Genomic DNA, 19,468 nt, shown 5'->3' with positions numbered 1-19,468 from the left:
TCCCTGACAGCTTTATTATTATATCACTCTTTTTCCTTCTTGTCAACTCTTTTTTCGCTTTTTTCTCAGGTTTGTAGGGGTGCATAAAAACTTTTCGCCATGTTTCAACATCGTTGGTCATATTGTTCTTTTCTGTCCAAAAAAAGAGCCCCACGGCTTCCCGCAGGGCTGTTCGCTATTATTTGAATTTCTCTTTCAGTTTGTCGAAGAATGTTCCGCGCTTTTTGTAGTTCTTGTTCTCCAGCGATTCGTCGAACTTACGCAGCAGCTCCTTCTGTTCTTTCGTCAGTCCCTTCGGTATCTCTACGTTCACCTTTACATAATGGTCGCCGCGCTCGCCGCTGTTGCCCTTGCGCACGCCCTTGCCCCTCATGCGGAACACAGTGCCCGTCTGAGTGCCCTCCGGCACGTCGTACTCCTGCTTGCCGTCTATGGTCGGCACCTCTATACGCGCGCCCAACGTTGCCTGAGCGTATGTCAGCGGTATCTCCGTCCATATGTCGTAAGTATCGCGGCGCTCGAATATCGGGTCTTTGCGCACTCTTACTGATAGATACAGATCGCCTGCAGGGCCGCCGTTTATGCCCTGGCTGCCCTCGTTGCGTATGCGCAGCTGCATACCGTCATACACGCCCGCAGGTATGTTGATGGTCTTTTTAATAGTATTGCGCACTCTGCCGCGTCCCGAACAGCTCGGGCACGGGTTATCTATAATAGTACCCTTGCCGCCGCAGCGCGAGCATCTTGCCGTTTGTGCAAAGCTTCCGAAAGGCGTGTTCTGCGTCATTCTTACAGTACCGCTGCCGTTGCAGTCGGGGCAGGTCTTTCTGCTGCTGCCCTTTGCCGCACCCGTGCCGCCACACTCCTTGCAGTGCTCCATACGGTTTACCTGTACGGTAGTCTGGCAACCCTTGCAGGCGTCCATGAAGTCGAGCGTTATAGTAGACTCTATGTCCTCGCCGCGTCTTGGCGCGTTAGGGTCTGCCCTGCGCGAAGATGATCCGCCGCCGAAAAATGCGTTGAGTATATCGTCCACTCCGCCGCCGAAGCCGCCTGAGAATCCCGAAAATCCTCCAAATCCGCCTGCGCCCGCGCCCGCGCCGTAATTGGGGTCTACCCCCGCGAAGCCGAACTGGTCGTACTTCGCTTTCTTATCAGCGTCCGAAAGCACCTCGTAAGCTTCGTTTACTTCCTTGAATTTTGCCTCCGCTTCCTTGTCGTCGGGGTGCAGGTCGGGGTGATAAAGCCTTGCCTGCTTGCGGAACGCCTTTTTTATATCGTCCTGGCTTGCGCTTTTATCAATTCCCAGAACTTCGTAGTAATCTCTCTTGTTTTCATTCGCCATATCTGAACCCCTCTTTAACCCATTAGAGGACGGCAGCTTTGTCCGCCGCCGTCCGCCATGGGAAATTTATTATACTGCATTAGATATTAGTCAGTAAACTCAGCGTCTACTACATCGTCGCCGCCGTTAGAGCCGCCCTGTGCTCCGCCGTTGTTCATGCCATTCATGCCGCCCATGTTGTTGGGGTCAAAGCCCTGAGCGCCGCCTGCCGCCTGCTGTGCCGCAGCAGCCTGCTGATATACGGTGGTAGCTACCTTCTGGAAGGATTCTTCCAGCTCCTTGCTGGCGTTCTTGATAGCCTCGATGTCAGTGCCCTTGAGCGCTTCCTTTACGGCAGTTATCTTGCTCTCTACCTCAGCCTTGTCGTTGGCGGGTACCTTATCGCCAAAATCGTTCAGCGACTTCTCGCACTGGAATACCATCTGGTCGGCAGCGTTTCTTGCGTCTACCTCGTCCTTCTTCTTCTTGTCCTCAGCAGCGTATGCTTCCGCTTCCTTTACAGCCTTGTCAATATCGTCCTTCGACATATTGGTGGAAGAAGTGATGGTGATGTTCTGCTCCTTGCCCGTGCCGAGGTCTTTAGCCGAAACGTGTACTATGCCGTTCGCGTCAATATCGAAAGTAACTTCGATCTGGGGGATTCCTCTTGGTGCGGGTGCGATGCCGTCCAGTCTGAACATACCGAGCTGCTTGTTGTCCTTAGCGAACTCACGCTCGCCCTGCAGAACGTTTATATCAACTGCGGTCTGGTTATCCGCATAAGTCGAGAATGTCTGAGTTTTCTTGGTAGGTATAGTGGTGTTTCTCTCGATCATCTTGGTAGCGATGCCGCCTGCGGTCTCGATGCTCAGCGAAAGCGGAGTTACGTCGAGCAGCAGCAGACCGTTTTCAACGTCGCCGCCGAGGATGCCGCCCTGATATGCAGCGCCGAGAGCTACGCACTCATCAGGGTTGATGCCCTTGAAAGGCTCTTTGCCGATGAGGTTCTTTACAGCTTCCTGTACAGCAGGTATTCTCGAAGAACCGCCTACCATCAGTACCTTGTTGAGGTCGTTTACCGAAAGTCCCGAGTCAGAGAGCGCCTGGCGTACAGGGCCCATAGTCTTTTCTACGAGGTCTGCGGTCATCTGGTTGAACTTAGCCTGAGTAAGGGTCAGCTCGAGGTGCTTCGGGCCGTCAGCCGCTACAGTGATGTAAGGCAGGCTGATAGTTGTGGAAGCGGTGGAAGAAAGCTCTATCTTTCTCAGCTCAGCCTCTGTCTTTAATCTCTGCATTGCCATCGGGTCTTTAGAAAGGTCTATACCCTCCTGCGCCTTGAACTCTTCTACCATCCAGTCGATTATGCGCTGGTCGAAGTCGTCGCCGCCGAGTCTGTTGTTGCCTGCGGTAGCAAGAACTTCGGTAACGCCGTCGCCCATCTCGATGATGGATACATCGAATGTACCGCCGCCGAGGTCGTATACCATTACCTTCTGGTCTTCTTCCTTATCTATACCGTAAGAAAGCGCAGCTGCGGTAGGCTCGTTGATTATACGTCTTACGTTAAGTCCTGCGATCTGTCCTGCGTCCTTGGTTGCCTGACGCTGTGCGTCGGTGAAGTATGCAGGTACTGTGATAACTGCTTCGGTTACCTTCTCGCCCAGATAGCTCTCAGCGTCAGCCTTCAGCTTCTGGAGTATCATAGCCGAGATCTCCTGCGGAGTGTACTCCTTGCCGCCCATAGTAGCCTTGTAATCGCTGCCCATGTGGCGCTTGATGGAAATTACGGTGTCCTTGTAGTTTGTAACAGCCTGTCTTTTGGCTACCTGACCTACCAGTCTTTCGCCCGTCTTGGAAACGCCTACTACCGAAGGGGTGGTTCTGGCACCCTCGCTGTTAGGGATAACTACGGCTTCTCCGCCTTCTACTACTGCTACACAAGAGTTTGTTGTTCCTAAATCAATACCAATAATCTTCGACATAAAGATCCAACCTTTCCTTTATATAATGTATCATATTCTTCTTTACCCGTCCTTAGCGGGTAAAAGTTGATGTCGGTTCGTTATTTTTTACTACGGGTTCGCAACTACTACCGTCGGGTAGCGGATAAGTCTGTCGCCTATCTTCACGCCCTTTTCAAATACCTGCGCTACTACGTTCTCGCCTAGCTCGGGGTCTTCTATCTGGCTCACGGCGTTTGCAACCGCGGGGTCGAAAGGCTCGCCCGTCGGGTCGATAACGGTAACGTTCATCTTTTCCAGCGCTGCGGTGAACTGCTTGAATATCATCTCAACGCCCGCCTTGTACTTTTCATCCTGCGATTCGGTAGCCACCGCTCTCTCAAAATTGTCGTATATCGCGAGAACTTTCAACACCGTGTCGCCCACCGCCGCTTCGCGCGTTTCAAGCTGCTGCTTTGCGGTGCGCTTGCGGTAGTTATCGTACTCGGCCATCAGTCTTAAATACTTTTCCTTCTGCTCGGCAAGCTCTTTTTCAAGCTGCGCCTCGCGCTCGGTCTTTACCTTTACTTCCTTCTTTTCCTCAGGCTCGGCTGCGCTTTCAGCAGCGCCCTCTGCCTTTTCTGTCTTTTCAGCTTCGTTGGTTTCTTCTTTGATCTCTTTTTCAAGTTCTTCGTTATTGACCGCCATTGCCGTCCTCCTCCGTTTCTTCCGCTTCGTCCTCCCGCTGAGAGAGCAGGTCGGTTATGCGCTGTGAGAAATATTCAAGATACGGTATGAATTTCGCGTAGTCTATTCTCATCGGGCCGATAAGCCCCAGCGCTCCCGCGTTCTTATTGCCTTTTTTATATGGCGCCGTGATTATCGAGGAATTGTGTATCACAAAATCATCGTTTTCCGGCGAAAAGCTTACCTGCAAGCCGCTGAAGCTCTCGTTAAAGAACCCCGCGATCTCGCGCCTGTTATCAAGAAAATCAATTATCTCGCCCTGATCGAAATCTTTGCAGGTCAGCAGATTTTTTTCGCCCCGCAGCATTATGTCCTGCGCGTTCAGCTCTTTAGCCAGCGAAAACAGCCCGCTGAGCAGCGGCGTGAGCGACATCATGTACGCCCCCATAGCCGTTTTTATCTTCTCAAAAGTCTCTTCCGATATTTCGTCTATCGGCACGCCCGTCAGGTTTTCCTGCATATAGTTATCGAAAAACTCGAGCTGCTCGTTCGTCAAGTCAAATTCTAAGCGGCAGACCTTATTTTTGATCTTTCCGTTAGAGGTTATCATGAGTATAACGTACATACGCTTTCCCGTAGGTATTACCTCTACCTTAGATATAAGCGAGAATTTCGGTGCGGAGCTTGCTACTACCGAAGCGCACTGCGTAAGCTGCGAGAGCGCCAGCGAAGCTGAATTTACCAGCTCCTCCTCAGTAGCGGCGTCCTCGTCGAGCATTCCGTCCAGCCTGCGCTTTTCCTCATCTGTAAGCGGATCGCGCTCCATAAGCGTATCGACGTACATTCTGTAACCGCTGTATGTCGGAACTCTGCCCGCCGATGTGTGCGGCTGCTCTAAGTAGCCCTGCTTTTCAAGCTCTGCCATCTCATTTCGTATAGTTGCCGAAGAGGCTTTGACGTGTTTCATTATCGCCTTTGAGCCTACAGGCTCGCCTGTAACGATATATTCGTCTACAACCGCCTGCAATATTTTCAGCTTACGGCTGTCCATTTAATGTACGCCTCCTTTAGCACTTTTGATTGCTGAGTGTTAGCACTCCATCTCCTTGAGTGCTAATTATAGTTTATACCTTTTTCGCGGCGTTGTCAAGGGGCTTTTTCAAAAATCAGCAACAAATTTCGCGGCTTTTTCACCCATCTTTTTATGCACTTTTCACAATTGTCTGCCCGATAGCAAACCGTTTAGACATTTTAACCATACTTCGCCGCCTTTTTAACCATATATAGGAAAATATTTTGTGCATTCGGTACATATAAATTACAGAGCGGTTACAGAAATTACTGCAAGGCTACAAACTTTTTCCCAAAACGTTTACAACCGCTGTATATTTGTGGTATAATATCAATTATGGACAAGAGAAAGAAAAAAATCTTGCTAACTAAGGGGATATTTTTAATTATGATACGCAAATTAAGAAAAATTATAAGCCGTGCCGCGGCGGCAGTATGCACATTGGCGCTGGCGCTCGGCTGTCTGCCTTCGACCGCTTTTGCGGATAGTTCGCAGACTGACATCAGTCAGCCGAAGCTTTCGGTATACGCAGTTTACGCCGACAGGATCGCGATAAGCACGGAAAATTACGCCGAGTACCCCGTGGGCACGAAGTTCGATATTTACGTCAGCGGGCGCAAGCTCAAGACGATAAAGGCTTCGTCGGCTAAGGTGATAAATATTTACAACGGTGCGACTTGGCTAAAGCCCTCCACCGCATATACTATTAAAGTAGCGCCCAGCGTCGGCAGGGTCGAGCTGCCCGAGGCTTCGATAAAGGTTCGCACGGCGAGCTGCACATACTATAAAATAATGAGCGGCGCAAAGCTCTACAAACTCAGCGGAGGAAAGATGCGCGGCAAGAAATTTATACAGAGCGCCGAGTACACCGAGGGCTCGCTCGTGACTTCTTCGGGCGTGCCGATATCGGGCAAGCCTGCGGCGACTTTCAAGGGCAAGTACATACGAATATGCTCGGGCACGAACGAGGGCTTTTACGCTAGATCCGCCGACTGCGTAAGGGCAAACAGCGTTACCGCTCAGCGCAAGATAGTCAGCACATACGGCGCTTCGATGAACGGCGGCGCATATGTATGGGGCGCGGAGCAGTTCCGCAGAACTGACTGCTCAGGACTGACGATGCTTTGCTACCAGCAGATCGGCAGATATATCCCGCACAGCGTGGCGTATCAGTCGACGCTGGGCAAGGCGGTAAGCGTGCGCTCGATGAAGCCGGGCGACCTTATTATAATGAATTACAGGTCGCACGTCGGGTTGTACATCGGCAACGGCAAAATGGTACACGCCATGAACCAGCGCGACGGCATAAAAGTTCAGCCGATAAGCTATCTGCAATACTATCACGTTGATACCGTAAGAAGAATAATACAGTGATACAGGCGCGCAGGCTGAAAAAGTCGGCGCGCTTTTTGCTTGACACCTGCGGGGATTTGTAGTATAATATTGGAAATGGAGCTTATACTTTGCTTATTGCATATCGCAGGAGGTAATCAAATGTCTGAAATAAAGTGCCCCAAATGCGGGGAAGTATTCAAGGTTGACGAGCAGGGCTATTCCGCTATACTGGAGCAGGTGCGCTCGGCGGAATTTTCGCGCGAGCTGAACGAAAGGGTCGCCGAAGAGCGGCAGAACGTGCAAAAGGTCGCGGAATTGCAGTTCGCGGGCAGGCTCACCGAAAAAGACCGCGAGATAGACAAGCTGAAAGCGGAAGCGAACGCCAAGCTTGCCGCCGATAAAGAGAGCCTGAACGCACGCATCGCCGAGCAGGAGCGGCAGATAGCCGAGCTGAAAGCTATGCTGAAAAACGGCGACACCGCCCGCGCCCTCGCCGTAAAAGAGAGCGAGGACAAGCTGCGAGCCGGCTTCACAGCCGAACGCGAAGCCCTCAGCCGCAGCATTTCCGATAAAGACGCACGCATAGTACAGCTCGAGGCGCAGATGAAGGGCAAAGATACGGAAAAAGAGCTTGAAGTGCAGAAAGCCGTGTCCGCGATAGAGGCTGAGCGCGGAAAAGAGATAGCTTCGCTGACCGCCGAACTGAAAGGCAAAGACGAAGTCATCGAGTATTACAAAGATCTGAAATCGAAGCTTTCTACCAAAATGGTCGGCGAAACGCTCGAGCAGCACTGCCTTACCGAGTTCGACCGCCTGCGCGCTACGGCTTTCCGCAACGCGTATTTCGAGAAGGACAACGACGCCTCCTCTGGCAGCAAGGGCGATTTCATCTTCCGCGAATGCGACGAAGAGGGCAACGAGGTGATCTCGATAATGTTCGAGATGAAAAACGAGCAGGACACGACCTCGACCAAGAAAAAGAATGAGCATTTCTTTAAAGAACTTGATAAAGACCGCTGCGAAAAGCACTGTGAGTACGCGATATTGGTAACGCTGCTAGAGCCTGACAGTGAGCTTTACAACACCGGCATCGTGGACGTAAGCTACCGCTATGAGAAAATGTACGTTATCCGCCCGCAGTTTTTCATACCGATGATAAGCCTGCTGCGCAACGCCGCGATGAACTCTATGGCGTACAAGGCGGAGCTTGCGCGCGTAAAGAACGAGAACATGGACTTAGAGCTTTTCGAGCAGAACGTTGAAGCTTTCAAGGCGGGCTTCGCGAAAAACTACGTTGACGCGAGCAAGCGCTTTGAGGACGCTGTAAAAGCTATCGACAACGCTATCAAAAATCTGGAAAAGGTGAAAGAGAACCTCACCATCTCAAACAAGCACCTCACCGCCGCGAACAACAAGCTCGACGACCTCTCGGTAAAAAAGCTGACGAAAAACAGCCCCGCCATTGCAGAGAAATTCCGCGAGCTTCACGAGGGCAAGTGAACTATTTTAATACGAAAAAAATGCAGACGTTGCAAGAAAGCGTCTGCATTTTTCGTTTTTGGAGGATATTTGTAAAATTCTACTTAACTATTGACCGCCGAAACGTTTTTTCTCGCCGTGAGGAAATTCGCAAAAGTGAATTTTTTGTCGATAACCCCGCCTATCAGCGCAATTCCCTTGCCCATCGTGAAAGCCGCGAGCACCGTGCCGATGCCCAAACCCTTGATGTGACCCAGACAGAAAAACGTCAGCCCCGCCGTTACAGCAAGACAGGTGATGTCGAAGCCGATCTTTATCCGCGAATATTTCACGCGCGTGATGTCAGAAAGCTCGCGCGGGAAAAGGTCGGTAGGGATTATCGGCAGACCGCAGCGGTTTGAAAGCGCTATCCCCACGCATATAACAAGGTAGCTCACCACAAAATAAACTATGCGCATCGTCACATTGTACGGCAGCAGATGTATCCACCACTCGTAAAAATCGAGCAGCTCGCCGAACACAAAGCCCACCACAAAGCTAAAGAGGTACGAGGGCACGAATTTGCGCCGCATTATCATCAGCGTGAGCACCAGCAGCCCTTGAAATATGTATGTCCAAGTGCCCAGCGTGAGCTTCGGCAGCACCTCGGAAAAAGCGTACGGCACGCTCGAGATCGCCGAAATGCCCGCGCCCGAATACAGCATCAGCACCACGCCGAAACTGTTTATGATAACTGCCAGCACCAGCGCCGCCTCGCCCCTAAAAGTTATTTTACTTTCCATTCCCTTTTCGCGACCTTTCCATATCCTTAACTTACATTTCAAATTTCTCGACAACCGTTTCGAGAACGTACTTTTCCTTTATCCTTTTCAGCTCGGCGATATGCGCCGTCTGCAAATGCGCCGACTGCGCTTCGGCAGATCTCCAACGCTCCACAAGCAAGACCGCGTCCGCGTCAGCCGCGCTCAAATAGTAATCATACCGCAGAGCGCCATCCTCGCGGCAGGTCTTTTGCAGTATCTCTGCCGCCGCGACTTCGCCGAGAAAATACTCCCGCGCCTGCGGCTTTAATTTGTACGTCACAAGAAGCATTATCTCTTTCATTTCGCGCCACCTTTCTGCAACTCCGACGTCCTGCCAAGCACAAAACTGCGGAAGCGCTGCGCCGCCGTTGTGACAAACGCCGAGTCGTTTTCCACCATGTAGAATTTCCTTGAGTATGGCGGGTCGGTGATCTTTAAGATCTTCACATTCAGCTTTTCGAGCATATCCATGTACGGGACTACCGCCGTGCCGAAGCCCGAAGCGACCAGCCCCGCGATGACCTCGTCCTCCTCAGTTTCCGCCGCGGCGACGGGCTTGCCGCCAATGCTTTCATACATACGGTCTATCAGCCCGCGCAGACCCGAACCCTCGGCGAAATACACAGCGGGGTACGGCAGCGTGTCGATAAGGCTGACGCTTTCGCGCTCTGCCAGCGGGTGATCTTTCGGCACGATAACGACAAGCTCCTGCGAATCGACAGGCGTCGCGGTTAGCCCGAGCGCGGAGTCAGGCTCGGAGCAAAACACAAAATCGTACTTGCGCTGAACGAGGTCTTCCAACAGCTCACAAGTCAGCCCGCTGTGAAAGCTGAACTGCGCCTGCCCGCCGTCCGCCGCCAAAAAGTCAGCCGTCAGCTTCGGGATATAGTCAACGCCGAGCGGCCGTATAAAGCCGAGCCGTATCACGCCCTCTCCCCTGCCGTACCGCTGAAGCGTTTCTATGCCCGCGTCCAGTACGCTTAGCGAATTTTCCGCGCACCGCAAAAATTCCTCGCCAAAGCGTGTGAGTATGGTATTCCTGCCCGATTTTTCAAAAAGCGGCACGCCAAGCTCCGCCTCGATCTGGCTGATCGCATGGCTCAAACTGGGCTGAGAAATGCCGAGCTGTTCTGCCGCGCGGGTGTAGTGGCGAACCTTCGCCAATTTTACAAAATATCTCAAATAGTCTAAATTCATAGATGTAAAGCGTCCGAAAATGTTTTATTATTCGGCTTTCCTTTCATTATAGATAACGTCTATATATTATATCGATAATTATTAAGATTTTCTATCAAATATTATAAAAAAATAGAAAATAAACGCGGATCGCCCTGCATATCGCAAATTCGTCAACAAAGCGCTCCGCTTTTTTTCTGCATAAATACCCTTTCTTTGCAAATAATATTACTGCATTTAACAAGCATATTGGAGGTTACAAATATGAAAGCTACCGGAATAGTGCGCCGCATCGACGACCTCGGCAGGGTCGTTATACCTAAAGAGATCAGGCGAACGATGAGGATACGCGAGGGCGACCCCCTCGAGATCTACACCGGCCCCGAAAGCGAGGTCATTTTTAAGAAATACAGCCCCGTAAACGAGCTTGAAAACGCCGCTGAGGCTTGCGAGGTCATCGCGCGGCTGGGCGGCGCGCCCGCTGTCATTTTCGACCGCGACCACGTTGTCGCCGTTTCGGGCATACAGAAAAAGGAATATGCCGAACGCCGCATTTCCCCCGCGCTCGAAGACCTGCTCGAAAGCCGCAAGACTTTTTTCGCTGAGGACGGCGCTTCACTCCGCCCCATCGAGGGTATGGATAGCCTTGCGCTCGCCGCCGCGCCCATCATCTCCGCGGGCGATATTGTCGGCGCGGTCACCTTTCTCGCTACCGATGAGATCACTCAGCCAGCCGACCAGCACCTGCTTCTCGCAAAGACCGCCGCGATGTTTCTCGGCAAACAGATCGAGGGGTAAAAATTTGGGACTGCACCCGTTGTCAGGAGCAGTCCCGTTTTTCATTTCTTCTCTACTGTGAGTATTACGTAGCCCGATATGTACGGCTTTACCATCTCGGGAGTTTTGTCCGCTTCGGCAAATATCCGCGGCGCAAGCTCGTCTGCCAGCGCTTTCACTTCCTCTACCGGCTTCTTGAAAACTGTCGGACATACCGGCGAAAGCACGATGACGCGCCTGCCCTCGAAATCCATCACCCTCAGCGGCCATATGCGACAGTCGAAAGGCTTGTTCTCACCCAGCATACATCCCTTTTTACGGTCGAGCATCGGACAGAAATAGAGGTCTTCGTCCGGCTCGCGCTCCATACGAAAAAGCCGCGCCCCGCTCGCGTATGAAAACTTCTGTTGCGGCGCAATCTCAAGCGCCAAACTCTGCACCTCGTCGGTTATCACGGGCGTTTCCCAGAGGTCGTAGCTGTCGAACGAACAGCAAATCTGACATTTTGCACACTCGGCACGGGATAATATTTTTGTAAGCATAGCTCAGCTCTCCTTATCAATATCTGTCTATATTATACCACACTTCGGAGCGATATTCAATAGCCCACGCAAAAAAGCCGCACCGCTCGCGCTGAGCAGTACGGCTTTGATTTTGAAGTTTTGCGAACTTATTAGCCCTTTACAGAACCGAGCGCTATGCCCGAAATAATGTTCTTGGAAAGGATAAGGTAGATAACTACAACAGGCAGAATAGCGAGAACCATGAAGAGGTTCATAACGCCTGCGTTTGCAGCCATCGGGTTCGACTGAATGTTTGCACGCATTATCTGGAGTATCAGAGGAATGGTTTTCTTCTCAGCCGTGTCGATTATCATCTGAGGCATGAAGAGGTTGTTCCAGCTTGATACGAATGTGAATATGCCCTGTACGGCGAATGCCGGCTTGAGTATTGGCGTTACAATGGTATTGAACGTTCTAAACTCGCCGCAGCCGTCTATTCGGGCTGCTTCAACGATCTCCAGCGGCAGCGATGAAGCCATGTACTGGATCATGAAGAAGTATACGGCAGGAGCCGCAACAGCGGGCACGATCAGCGGAATGTAGCTGTCGAGCAGGTTCATGTTCTTCAGCATTCTGTAAAGACCGATAGCCGAAGCCTGAGTAGGAACCATCATAACTATAAGGATGAATGTGTGCGCTATCTTTTTCAGCTTGAAGTCATATACATGGATAGCATATGCTGTCAGAGCAGAGAAGTATACGGAAAGTACCGTGGTGAATGCAGCGATTATCAAGCTGTTTGCAAACGAGCGGAAGAAATCGCCGTAGGTCTGTTTATAATTCTCAGACAAAAGTGTCTTGAAGTTTCCGCCGAGCGCCTTGCCGGGGTAAAACTGCAAGCCTGTCTGAACTTTACCTCTGGTAGCATTGATTATAAGCAGATAGAAAGGAAGAAGAGAAATTATTACAAGCAAAATCAGAACGACATATGCTATGACTCTTCTTACAGTAAGTGCGGTCCGGCTGTCAGTAGTGCCGGCTACGCCTTCGATTCGTGCCATAAAACATAACCTCCTAAATTAAGCTTTCTTCTTTTTCTTTTTGTTGTATCTTGTCTTTACGCTCTTATCGTCCATAACTTTAAGAGTTATGAAGCCGAGGATAGCGGAAACGATGAATACAAGTACAGAAAGTGCAGCAACATTGCCGACAGCCGAGTTTTTACCCTGCTGTATCTGCGAAACTACGGTCATAAGTTTGCCGTTAGCGCCGCCCGCCTTGCCGCCGATGATGTAAGGTACGTCGTACATCTGCAGACCGCCTATCATAGATGTTACGAGAACGTAAGCCAGAATAGGCTTGATAAGCGGAATAGTGATCTGCCAGAATGTCTGGCTGGGGTTTGCACCGTCGATCTGAGCTGCTTCATACAGCGAAGTATCTATACCCATGATAGCTGCCATGAGGAGTATGGTAGTGTTGCCGTACCACATCATGAAGTTGATAAATCCAACTACCACGCGCGAACCGCCTGCGGTATTCAGCCAAGACTGCTCGTTGCCGGTAATGTTATAGATCAGCTCGTACATCGCGCCGCCCTGAGTAAAGAGCGAATAGAAAAGCAGCGAAAGAGCCGAAGCCATGATAACGTTAGGCAGGTAGATAACGGTCTTGAAAAATCCCTGAGCCTTGAGCCTGAGTCTAATATCGGTGAACCAAACCGCGAGCAGCAGAGAGAAGATTATCTGCGGGATAAATCCGATGAGCCAAAGGATCATGGTGTTTATCAGAGACTCGGTAAATATACCGCCGTTTCCGATAACGCTGGAGTAGTTCTTAAATCCGCAGAAGCCGTTGTTTACTACGTTGTCAGCAGCAGGTACAGGATTTCTTACGCTCGCTACCGCGCCCGTATTTACACTGTAATCAATGAAGCTGTAATAAAACGTCTGGATCAAAGGTGCTAAGGAGAAAACAGCATATACTAAAAAGAAGGGAATAAGGAAAATATAGCCCCACTTCGCGTAGCTAATACTTTTTCTTTTCATGAATTTTCACCTGCAATTTTCAAATTAAGTATTGGTAAATTTAAAAAGAGAAATAAAAACGGGGAGAGGATTACCTCCGCCCCCCATCTTCATTTATTTACATTGTAATGCTCTTTTATGAATTAGTCCATGGTCAGAGTGCTGTAAACGTTAGTGATGTTCTTCTTGAAGTTCTCAAGAGCTTCATCATAAGTTACGTTGCCGAGGAAGTAGTCCTTCATTGCAGCCTGGAACTGCTCGTTGCAGCCCTGGTCGTAAGCGGAAAGCTTGTTGCTCAGGTCGATGTTGTCAGCAGCCTCGGTAAGGAGCGAGAGGTGATCCTGTCCGCCGAGGAACGCATTGCTGTAGCCGCCGTCGATGAGCTGCTTGATAGCTTCCTTGTTGTTGGTGTAATCCTGCTGCTCTTCGGTGATCTTCTTCATGATGTCGGTATCGCAAGTCAGCTTCAGCATGATGTCGCGGGTGATAGCAATGTTGTCAGAACCGTAAGCGCCGCAGATCCATGTGCCGCCCCAGAAGTAAGCCTGAGGACCAGCGCAAGCTCTCCACTTGCCGTAGCCGCCGTTGCCTTCTTCTTCCTTACCACCGTCGTCAACAGACTTATCAAGAGTGTTAGGCAGCAGGGTGAAAGGAATGCCCCAAGTAGAGAAGAAGTAACCGAAGGTCTTACCGTCGATCTTCTGACCGGCCTTCCAAGCATCGTCCCAAAGGGAGGTCTTGTTGTTGTAGCCCTTATCGGTGTAGTCCTTAGTCTGATCAACCCATGCGGAGATCTGAGGATCGATGGTGATCTTTCCGTCAGTTACCCAAGGAGAAGAAACGGTGTTGGAGAAGCATCTGTATGTATCATCGAAACCGGAAACCATTGCGATGCCCTTTTCCTGCATCTTAGCAGCTACATCGTTGAACTTATCCCAGTCAGAGAGCATAGCCTGTACTTCTTCAGGATCGTCAGTTCCGAGAACGTCCTTAGCGTAGTCAGCGTTGTAGAGGAACAGACCCGGAGTAGCCTGCCAAGAAAGACCCTTGAGGATACCGTTGCTGTCGGTCATAACGTCCTGAGTATACTTGTACTGGTTAGCAGTATCGCTCTCAGAGATACCAACTTCTTTTCTTACATCGAGGCAGATGTCGGAATCTACATACTTCAGAGCGTAGTCAGCCTCTACGAGGAACATATCGATCTTGTCATCGTCCTTAGCGTCGTTCTGTCCGGAGATAGCTTCGTCAAGCTTGGTCTGGTAAACGTTGCCTTCGTTAGAGTTGGTTACCCAGTTTACTTCTACGCCGTCCCAAAGAGCTTCATCTCTGTTAGGCCAGTAGTAGGTCTCAAATCTCTCCTTGAACTCGGTGTTCCAAACATAGATGTTGTACTTCTTACCGGTGTTTACGAGGCTGTCAGCCGCAGGGATGTCAGCGTCGTCAACGGGGGTAGCAGTATTTCCGCCTGCCTTGCTGGCGTTGTCTGCTGCCTTGGAATCGCTCTTAGAGCTGTCATCGCCGCCGCAAGCGGTAAGCATCGAGCCTGCCATGCAGAGTGCAAGCGAGCCGGCAAGAATTCTTTTAAGCTTTGTCATAATAAATTTCCTCCTTAAAGTTGCATTACAATTAAATATCATTACCGAAGCGTTTTTGCTTCGTGCTAATGCCAAGTGTTATTTTGTCGATCCTGCGGGGCTTGCTACCGAAGCGCCCTTTTGGATCTCACCGTCTACCGTTATCACCTCAGCGAATGTGGTAGATGGATTTTCGATCTGCGAGATAAGCTTTCTCGCCGCCGCAGCGCCTATCTTCACGGCGTCCTGCCTGTAAGATGTAAGCTTTGGCGAAAGAAATTCGGAATAAGCAATTCCGTCGTAGCCCACCACCGAAATATCGTCGGGTATTTTCAGCCCGCAGTCTGCAATGGCGTTGTAGCCGCCTATCGCCGAGAAATCGTCGGGCATAAATATGCAGGTAGGTCTTTCCTCGCTTTGTATGAGCTGTTTTGTAAGCTCGTATGTAGCTATGGGATTGTGGTATTCGCCCGTGAGCATCCACTCGGGCTTTACCTCTATCCCGCGGTTCATGCAGGCTTTGCAGAAGCCGCTCATTCTTTTTTCCATTACAGCAGAGCGTTTGCCCTGTATGAATGCTATTTTTTTGTGCCCCATTTCGCTGACGTAATCTATCAGTGCTTCCATTCCGCTTTCGTTATTTGAAACCACAGCCGTTCGGCATTCAAAAACGTGGTCTATCGTAACTACGGGCAGGTCGCCGTTTATCACCTCGTATACGTCGGGGTCTGAAAAGTCGGTGCATATTATTACGAGTCCGTCTACATTGCGGTATTTGCAGTGCTCGTAGATCGACATTTTTCTGCGTCCGAGGTTTTTGTTAATAAACGTTATATCATAGCCGCTGTATTCCGCCTCAGTTTTAAAGCTGTTTAGCACCTTTGCGAAAAACTCGTGCGTCAAGCCGCTTCCCGCTTCTTCGGTAAACATCACTCCTAGGTTAGAAGTTCTGTTGGTTTTTAGCGCCCTAGCCTGCGAGTTTGGGAAGTAGCCCATTTCTCTGGCGGCTTTTATCAGGCGTTCTTTTGTAGCGGGGCTTACGTCCTTGTGATCGTTAAGAGCCTTGCTGACAGTTGCTATCGAGACGCCGCAGCGAACGGAGATGTCCTTTAGTGAAACCACAGCGTTTCTCCTTTCTTTCAGTAAACGTTTTCGGTTCATTTAAGCTGCGCCGCAGCGCTTCTCGTTTAAAATTCCCTTAAACGTTTTCCGCTAATGAAATTGTACAATAATTTCTCCAAAAATGCAAGTGTTTTTGCGAATTTTTTGCGTTGTGTAAGAAAATATGGAGGATTGAACTAATTTTCAACGCTCCTTTTGTGCATCTTAACGAACAATTTTACCTCCGCGACACCGTTTTGTAACCGTTTATGCCGCCGATTACGTTTTTGCCGCTTCCGCCGCTCATTTTTTCACACAGTGCTCATATAACAAAAAAAATCGAAAAAGCCTTTTGCTGCAATTTATCCAAAAATTGTGCGTATAGTTGCAAAAATCGCACAAATTTAGCTCATTCTTTACTTATCCGACACCGTTTTAAACGTTTTCGGCGCGATTTCAGATTTTATCATTTTTCTGAGCGAGAATGTGAATTTTTTTCATATCATTTTCACAAACCTTGCAAAATCCCGCCTAAAAACTTTTCGGAAACGTTTTCAGAATGTGAAGAATTTTGTCTTCGGAGGTCAATATTCTCTTATCGGCTCTTATTTTTTCGTAAAAATCTACAAAAGGCATAAAAAAAGGCGGCATGGTCAATTGCCACACCGCCTTACGAAAATGTTTTCAGTTGTCAGTAGCTTACAAACGAGGCAGGATTTGTAACGTATCCCTCGTACCTCAGCTCAAAGTGCAGATGCGTGCCCGTAGAGTAGCCCGTAGAGCCCATCAGGCCTATCTGGTCGCCCTGCTTTACCTTGTCGCCGACCTCTACCGTAGCCTGCGTGAGGTGGCCGTAGAGCGTCAGGAAGCCGTTGCCGTGGTCTATTACTACGAAGTTGCCGTAGCCGCCTCCGCAGCCGCACGAGCCGTCCTTGCCGTAATTGTGCGTACAGCTGTTGTTCATGCGCACCACCGTGCCCGCTTCGGATGCGTTCACGCGCGTGCCGCCGTCGCCGGGAATGTCAAGACCCGTATGGTAAGCCCCCCAGCGCGCCCCCACGCCCGATGACACATAGTAATTTCCGGGCACAGGCCATTTGAAATTGTACTTGCACTCGGTATCGGGTATAGTTTCGCCGTTTTTCGTGCGCTCGCTTATCGCGCCGCGCAGCTCGGTCAGCTTCTGCACCGCCTGCACTTCCGTCTGCAAACGCTGTACTTCGTCGTCAGAGCTGCCGTAAGTTCCCTTTAAAAGGTCGCTGAGTATGCCCTCGTACGAATATATCTCGTTCTCAAAATTCTGCTGCTTTTCCGCAAGCTGCTCCTGCCGCTCTTTCAGCAGATCTTTCATCTCTTTGCTCGAATTGTAAAGCTCGGCCAGCTCGGCGCGTTCTTTCTCCAGCTCCGCCGCCTGCTCGTCGTAATCCGCCTGCTCTTTTTCCAGCTCGGCTGCTTTTTGGTCGTACTTCGCCTTTTTAGCAACAAGCCCGTCGAGCGTTTTGGCGTCGTGATCCGCCACACGTTTCAGCAGTTCAGAGCGCATCAGCACGTCAAAAAAGTCGCCCGCGTTCAGCAGCACCTCGGTATAGCTGATGTCCCCCGCGATGTACATGGCGCGCAGACGCTTTTTGTACGCCGCTATGCCCTCGTCCACCTCGTTTTTAAGCTGCTGAGCCTGCTCCCTCTCGGTAGATATTTCCATCTCGAGCTGGGTCATGTAAGCGTTAATGACGTCCGCCTTTTGGTTTATATTGTCGATCTTTTTGATTATAAGCTTCTGCTTTTCCGTTTCGTCCATCACGCCGCTGTTTGCGTCGGCTATCTCTTTTTCTATCTTAGCCTGCTCGTCAGCGATCTCTTGCAGCTTATCGGTATAAACGCTGGTGTCGAACTGCGAGCCTGCTTCCTCGGCGCTGCCCTCGCTCTCAGAGGTGTTCTCATCCGCAGATACGCAGACCTCTCCCCTGCCGCTGGCGGAAAACGCCCCTGCCGCTATGCACGCCGCGCACAAGCACGCCAGCGTTTTTTTCATCGCAGTCATTTTCTTCATAAGCCTATGCAATCTCCTTTTTTGACCATCAGACTATCGCATCACACATAATCCTGCGGGTTCTGCGCCACGTTGTTTATACGCACTTCAAAGTGCAGGTGCGGACCGGTGGAATGTCCCGTAGAGCCTACTGTGCCCAGCACATCTCCCTTTTCAACGTGCTGTCCCTGCGATACAGTTATCCTCTCGGAGTGTCCGTAAAGCGTCCAGTAGCCGTCGCCGTGGTCGATTATGCAGTAGTTTCCGTATCCGCCGCCGCAGCCGCAGCTGTAATTTTTGCCGTAGTCGTGCGGGCAGGTGTTTGATACCAGTATAACTTCGCCCGCGTCGGCGGCTATGATGTTCGCCCCGCGGATATTTTCAGAGTAGATGTCTATGCCCTTGTGGTAAGCGCCCCAGCGCCAGCCCACGCCGTAAGATATGTGGTAAAATCCCGGAACAGGCCATGTGAACCGTGATTTATCCTGATACCCGTAATTGGAATTGGGATTACTGCTGTTATTATTATTGTTATTGTTGCTGCTGTTGTTATCGTTGCTGCTGTTGTCGCTCGATGAAGAGTTATCGCCGGAGGAGTTTCCGCCGCTGCTGTTGTTATTATCATTACCGCTGTCAGAGGAACTGCTGTCCTGCTGTTGCTGCTTTTTCTCCTCTTCCTCGCGCTTTTTGCGCTCTTCCTCTTCTTTTTTCTTGCGCTCTTCTTCCTCTTTCTTTTTCTTCTCTTCCTCAGCTTTTTTCTGAGCCTCGCGCTCTTCAAAGAGCTTTTGCAGATCGGCTTCAAATTCCTCATGCTGCTTCTCTATCTCGCTCAGATTATTCTCGTAAAGTTCGCGGTCGGCTTCCATATCCGCGATGGTAGCCGAGCTTTGCGAATACAGTTCTTCCAGTTTCTGCCTCTGGCTCTGCTGCTTCTTTCGGCGCGTCTCCAGCTCTTTCAGGCTTTCCTCAAGCTTGCTCTTTTCGTCATTAAGCTCCTGCTCTTCGGATTCGTACTGCTCTTTCAGCGCTACCAGTCCGTCGATCATATCGTTGTCATAGTTGGCTACGCGCTTTACCAGCTCTATCTTCATGAGCATATCGTAAAAATCAGAAGCGCCGACGAGTATGTCGGTGTAGCTGTCGCTGCCCGCTATGTACATCACGCGCAGGCGCTTTTTCAGGTCAGAGATACCGTCGGTTATCTCCTGCTTTTTCTGCTCCACCACCTGCTCTTTTTCGGCAATGGCGCTCTCAGCGTCCGCTATCTGCGTTTCCAGCTCGCCTATCGAGTCCGCAAGCGCGGTTATCGTCTTTTCCACAGTGTCTATCTGCTCGGATATTGCCGCTTGGTTGTCCTTCTCGGTGTCGATGCTTCCCGCAGTTTCCTTTATTTTCTTATCAAGCTCAGCCTGCTTTTTCTCAAGCTCTTCAAGGCTTTTTTCGGCGGAGCTTATCTTACTGTCAGTGTCTTTAGAGTCGCCGGAACTATCCTGCGCGGCGGCAGCTTTCGGCTCGTTTTTCTTGTAGCTTTCGGTATTTGTAAAAGCCGCAGCCGTTATGGTAACGGCGAGCGTAAGCGCCAGCCCCTTTTTGATAAGGCATTTCGTGCTCGTTCTCAAAGCTCTCGTTCCTCCTTAC

17 protein-coding genes are annotated in these 19,468 nt (G+C 50.5%); 3 read left to right on the top strand and 14 right to left on the bottom strand.

What is annotated here, in order from left to right:
* Positions 1 to 178: 178 nt before the first annotated feature.
* From dnaJ to hrcA, 4 genes are all read right to left on the bottom strand, one after another.
* Complete coding sequence (gene dnaJ / locus LI114_RS05810) at positions 179 to 1,345, bottom strand: molecular chaperone DnaJ (RefSeq protein WP_227219859.1); 1,167 nt, start codon at positions 1,343 to 1,345, stop codon at positions 179 to 181.
* Positions 1,346 to 1,431: 86 nt separating this feature from the next.
* Entirely contained in the window at positions 1,432 to 3,306 is a 1,875-nt protein-coding gene (gene dnaK, locus LI114_RS05805; RefSeq protein WP_227219858.1) for a molecular chaperone DnaK, read from the bottom strand.
* A 90-nt stretch (positions 3,307 to 3,396) separates the two neighbouring features.
* Entirely contained in the window at positions 3,397 to 3,972 is a 576-nt protein-coding gene (locus tag LI114_RS05800) for a nucleotide exchange factor GrpE (RefSeq protein ID WP_227219857.1), read from the bottom strand.
* A complete protein-coding gene (gene hrcA / locus LI114_RS05795; RefSeq protein WP_227219856.1) occupies positions 3,959 to 5,002 on the bottom strand; it encodes a heat-inducible transcriptional repressor HrcA in 1,044 nt (347 codons plus the stop codon). The genes LI114_RS05800 and hrcA overlap by 14 nt, the downstream gene beginning before the upstream one ends.
* A gap of 408 nt (positions 5,003 to 5,410) precedes the next feature.
* Here hrcA and LI114_RS05790 point away from each other — a divergent pair, with 408 nt between their 5' ends.
* Entirely contained in the window at positions 5,411 to 6,397 is a 987-nt protein-coding gene (locus LI114_RS05790) for a C40 family peptidase (protein ID WP_227219855.1), read from the top strand.
* A 120-nt stretch (positions 6,398 to 6,517) separates the two neighbouring features.
* Positions 6,518 to 7,858 (top strand): DUF2130 domain-containing protein, encoded by a 1,341-nt coding sequence (locus LI114_RS05785; protein ID WP_227219854.1) that lies wholly within the window; start codon positions 6,518 to 6,520, stop codon positions 7,856 to 7,858.
* Positions 7,859 to 7,941: 83 nt separating this feature from the next.
* On the opposite strand, the gene LI114_RS05780 is transcribed toward LI114_RS05785, so the two are convergent.
* From LI114_RS05780 to LI114_RS05770, 3 genes are read right to left on the bottom strand one after another with little or no spacing between them, the layout of a single operon-like run.
* Positions 7,942 to 8,619: a DUF6198 family protein gene (locus LI114_RS05780; protein ID WP_227219853.1), complete on the bottom strand. Its 678-nt coding sequence runs from the start codon at positions 8,617 to 8,619 to the stop codon at positions 7,942 to 7,944.
* Between the two features lie 31 nt (positions 8,620 to 8,650).
* On the bottom strand, positions 8,651 to 8,941 hold the full coding sequence (locus LI114_RS05775) for a putative quinol monooxygenase (protein ID WP_227219852.1): 291 nt from the start codon (positions 8,939 to 8,941) through the stop codon (positions 8,651 to 8,653).
* The gene (locus LI114_RS05770; RefSeq protein WP_227219851.1) at positions 8,938 to 9,837 is read right to left on the bottom strand and encodes a LysR family transcriptional regulator; all 900 of its coding nucleotides are present in this window, start codon (positions 9,835 to 9,837) and stop codon (positions 8,938 to 8,940) included. The genes LI114_RS05775 and LI114_RS05770 overlap by 4 nt, the downstream gene beginning before the upstream one ends.
* A 243-nt stretch (positions 9,838 to 10,080) precedes the next feature.
* On the opposite strand from LI114_RS05770, the gene LI114_RS05765 reads away from it, so the two are divergent.
* On the top strand, positions 10,081 to 10,614 hold the full coding sequence (locus LI114_RS05765; RefSeq protein WP_227219850.1) for a stage V sporulation T C-terminal domain-containing protein: 534 nt from the start codon (positions 10,081 to 10,083) through the stop codon (positions 10,612 to 10,614).
* A 41-nt stretch (positions 10,615 to 10,655) separates the two neighbouring features.
* Here LI114_RS05765 and LI114_RS05760 read toward each other — a convergent pair whose 3' ends face one another.
* The 7 genes from LI114_RS05760 to LI114_RS05730 form a co-directional block, all read right to left on the bottom strand.
* The gene (locus LI114_RS05760; RefSeq protein WP_022127514.1) at positions 10,656 to 11,135 is read right to left on the bottom strand and encodes a hypothetical protein; all 480 of its coding nucleotides are present in this window, start codon (positions 11,133 to 11,135) and stop codon (positions 10,656 to 10,658) included.
* 131 nt (positions 11,136 to 11,266) lie between these two features.
* Positions 11,267 to 12,157: a carbohydrate ABC transporter permease gene (locus tag LI114_RS05755; protein WP_227219849.1), complete on the bottom strand. Its 891-nt coding sequence runs from the start codon at positions 12,155 to 12,157 to the stop codon at positions 11,267 to 11,269.
* Between the two features lie 18 nt (positions 12,158 to 12,175).
* Positions 12,176 to 13,144 carry a carbohydrate ABC transporter permease gene (locus tag LI114_RS05750; protein WP_227219848.1) on the bottom strand — a complete coding sequence of 323 codons (969 nt, stop codon included), beginning with the start codon at positions 13,142 to 13,144 and terminating at the stop codon, positions 12,176 to 12,178.
* Between the two features lie 122 nt (positions 13,145 to 13,266).
* Positions 13,267 to 14,721, bottom strand: a complete 1,455-nt coding sequence (locus LI114_RS05745; RefSeq protein WP_022127511.1) for a hypothetical protein — start codon at positions 14,719 to 14,721, stop codon at positions 13,267 to 13,269.
* Positions 14,722 to 14,799: 78 nt separating this feature from the next.
* On the bottom strand, positions 14,800 to 15,822 hold the full coding sequence (locus LI114_RS05740) for a LacI family DNA-binding transcriptional regulator (protein ID WP_227219847.1): 1,023 nt from the start codon (positions 15,820 to 15,822) through the stop codon (positions 14,800 to 14,802).
* 670 nt (positions 15,823 to 16,492) lie between these two features.
* Positions 16,493 to 17,851, bottom strand: coding sequence for a murein hydrolase activator EnvC family protein (locus tag LI114_RS14290; protein WP_319638292.1), 1,359 nt, complete (start codon positions 17,849 to 17,851; stop codon positions 16,493 to 16,495).
* Positions 17,852 to 17,892: 41 nt separating this feature from the next.
* Complete coding sequence (locus tag LI114_RS05730) at positions 17,893 to 19,449, bottom strand: murein hydrolase activator EnvC family protein (RefSeq protein WP_227219846.1); 1,557 nt, start codon at positions 19,447 to 19,449, stop codon at positions 17,893 to 17,895.
* Positions 19,450 to 19,468 lie beyond the last annotated feature (19 nt).

It is taken from the genome of Ruminococcus sp. 210702-SL.1.03 (genome assembly GCF_020559915.1).
In the GTDB taxonomy this organism is placed as follows: domain Bacteria; phylum Bacillota; class Clostridia; order Oscillospirales; family Ruminococcaceae; genus YE71.
Note: the sequence above shows the minus strand (reverse complement) of the source record. Positions and strands in the feature narration are given on the sequence as shown.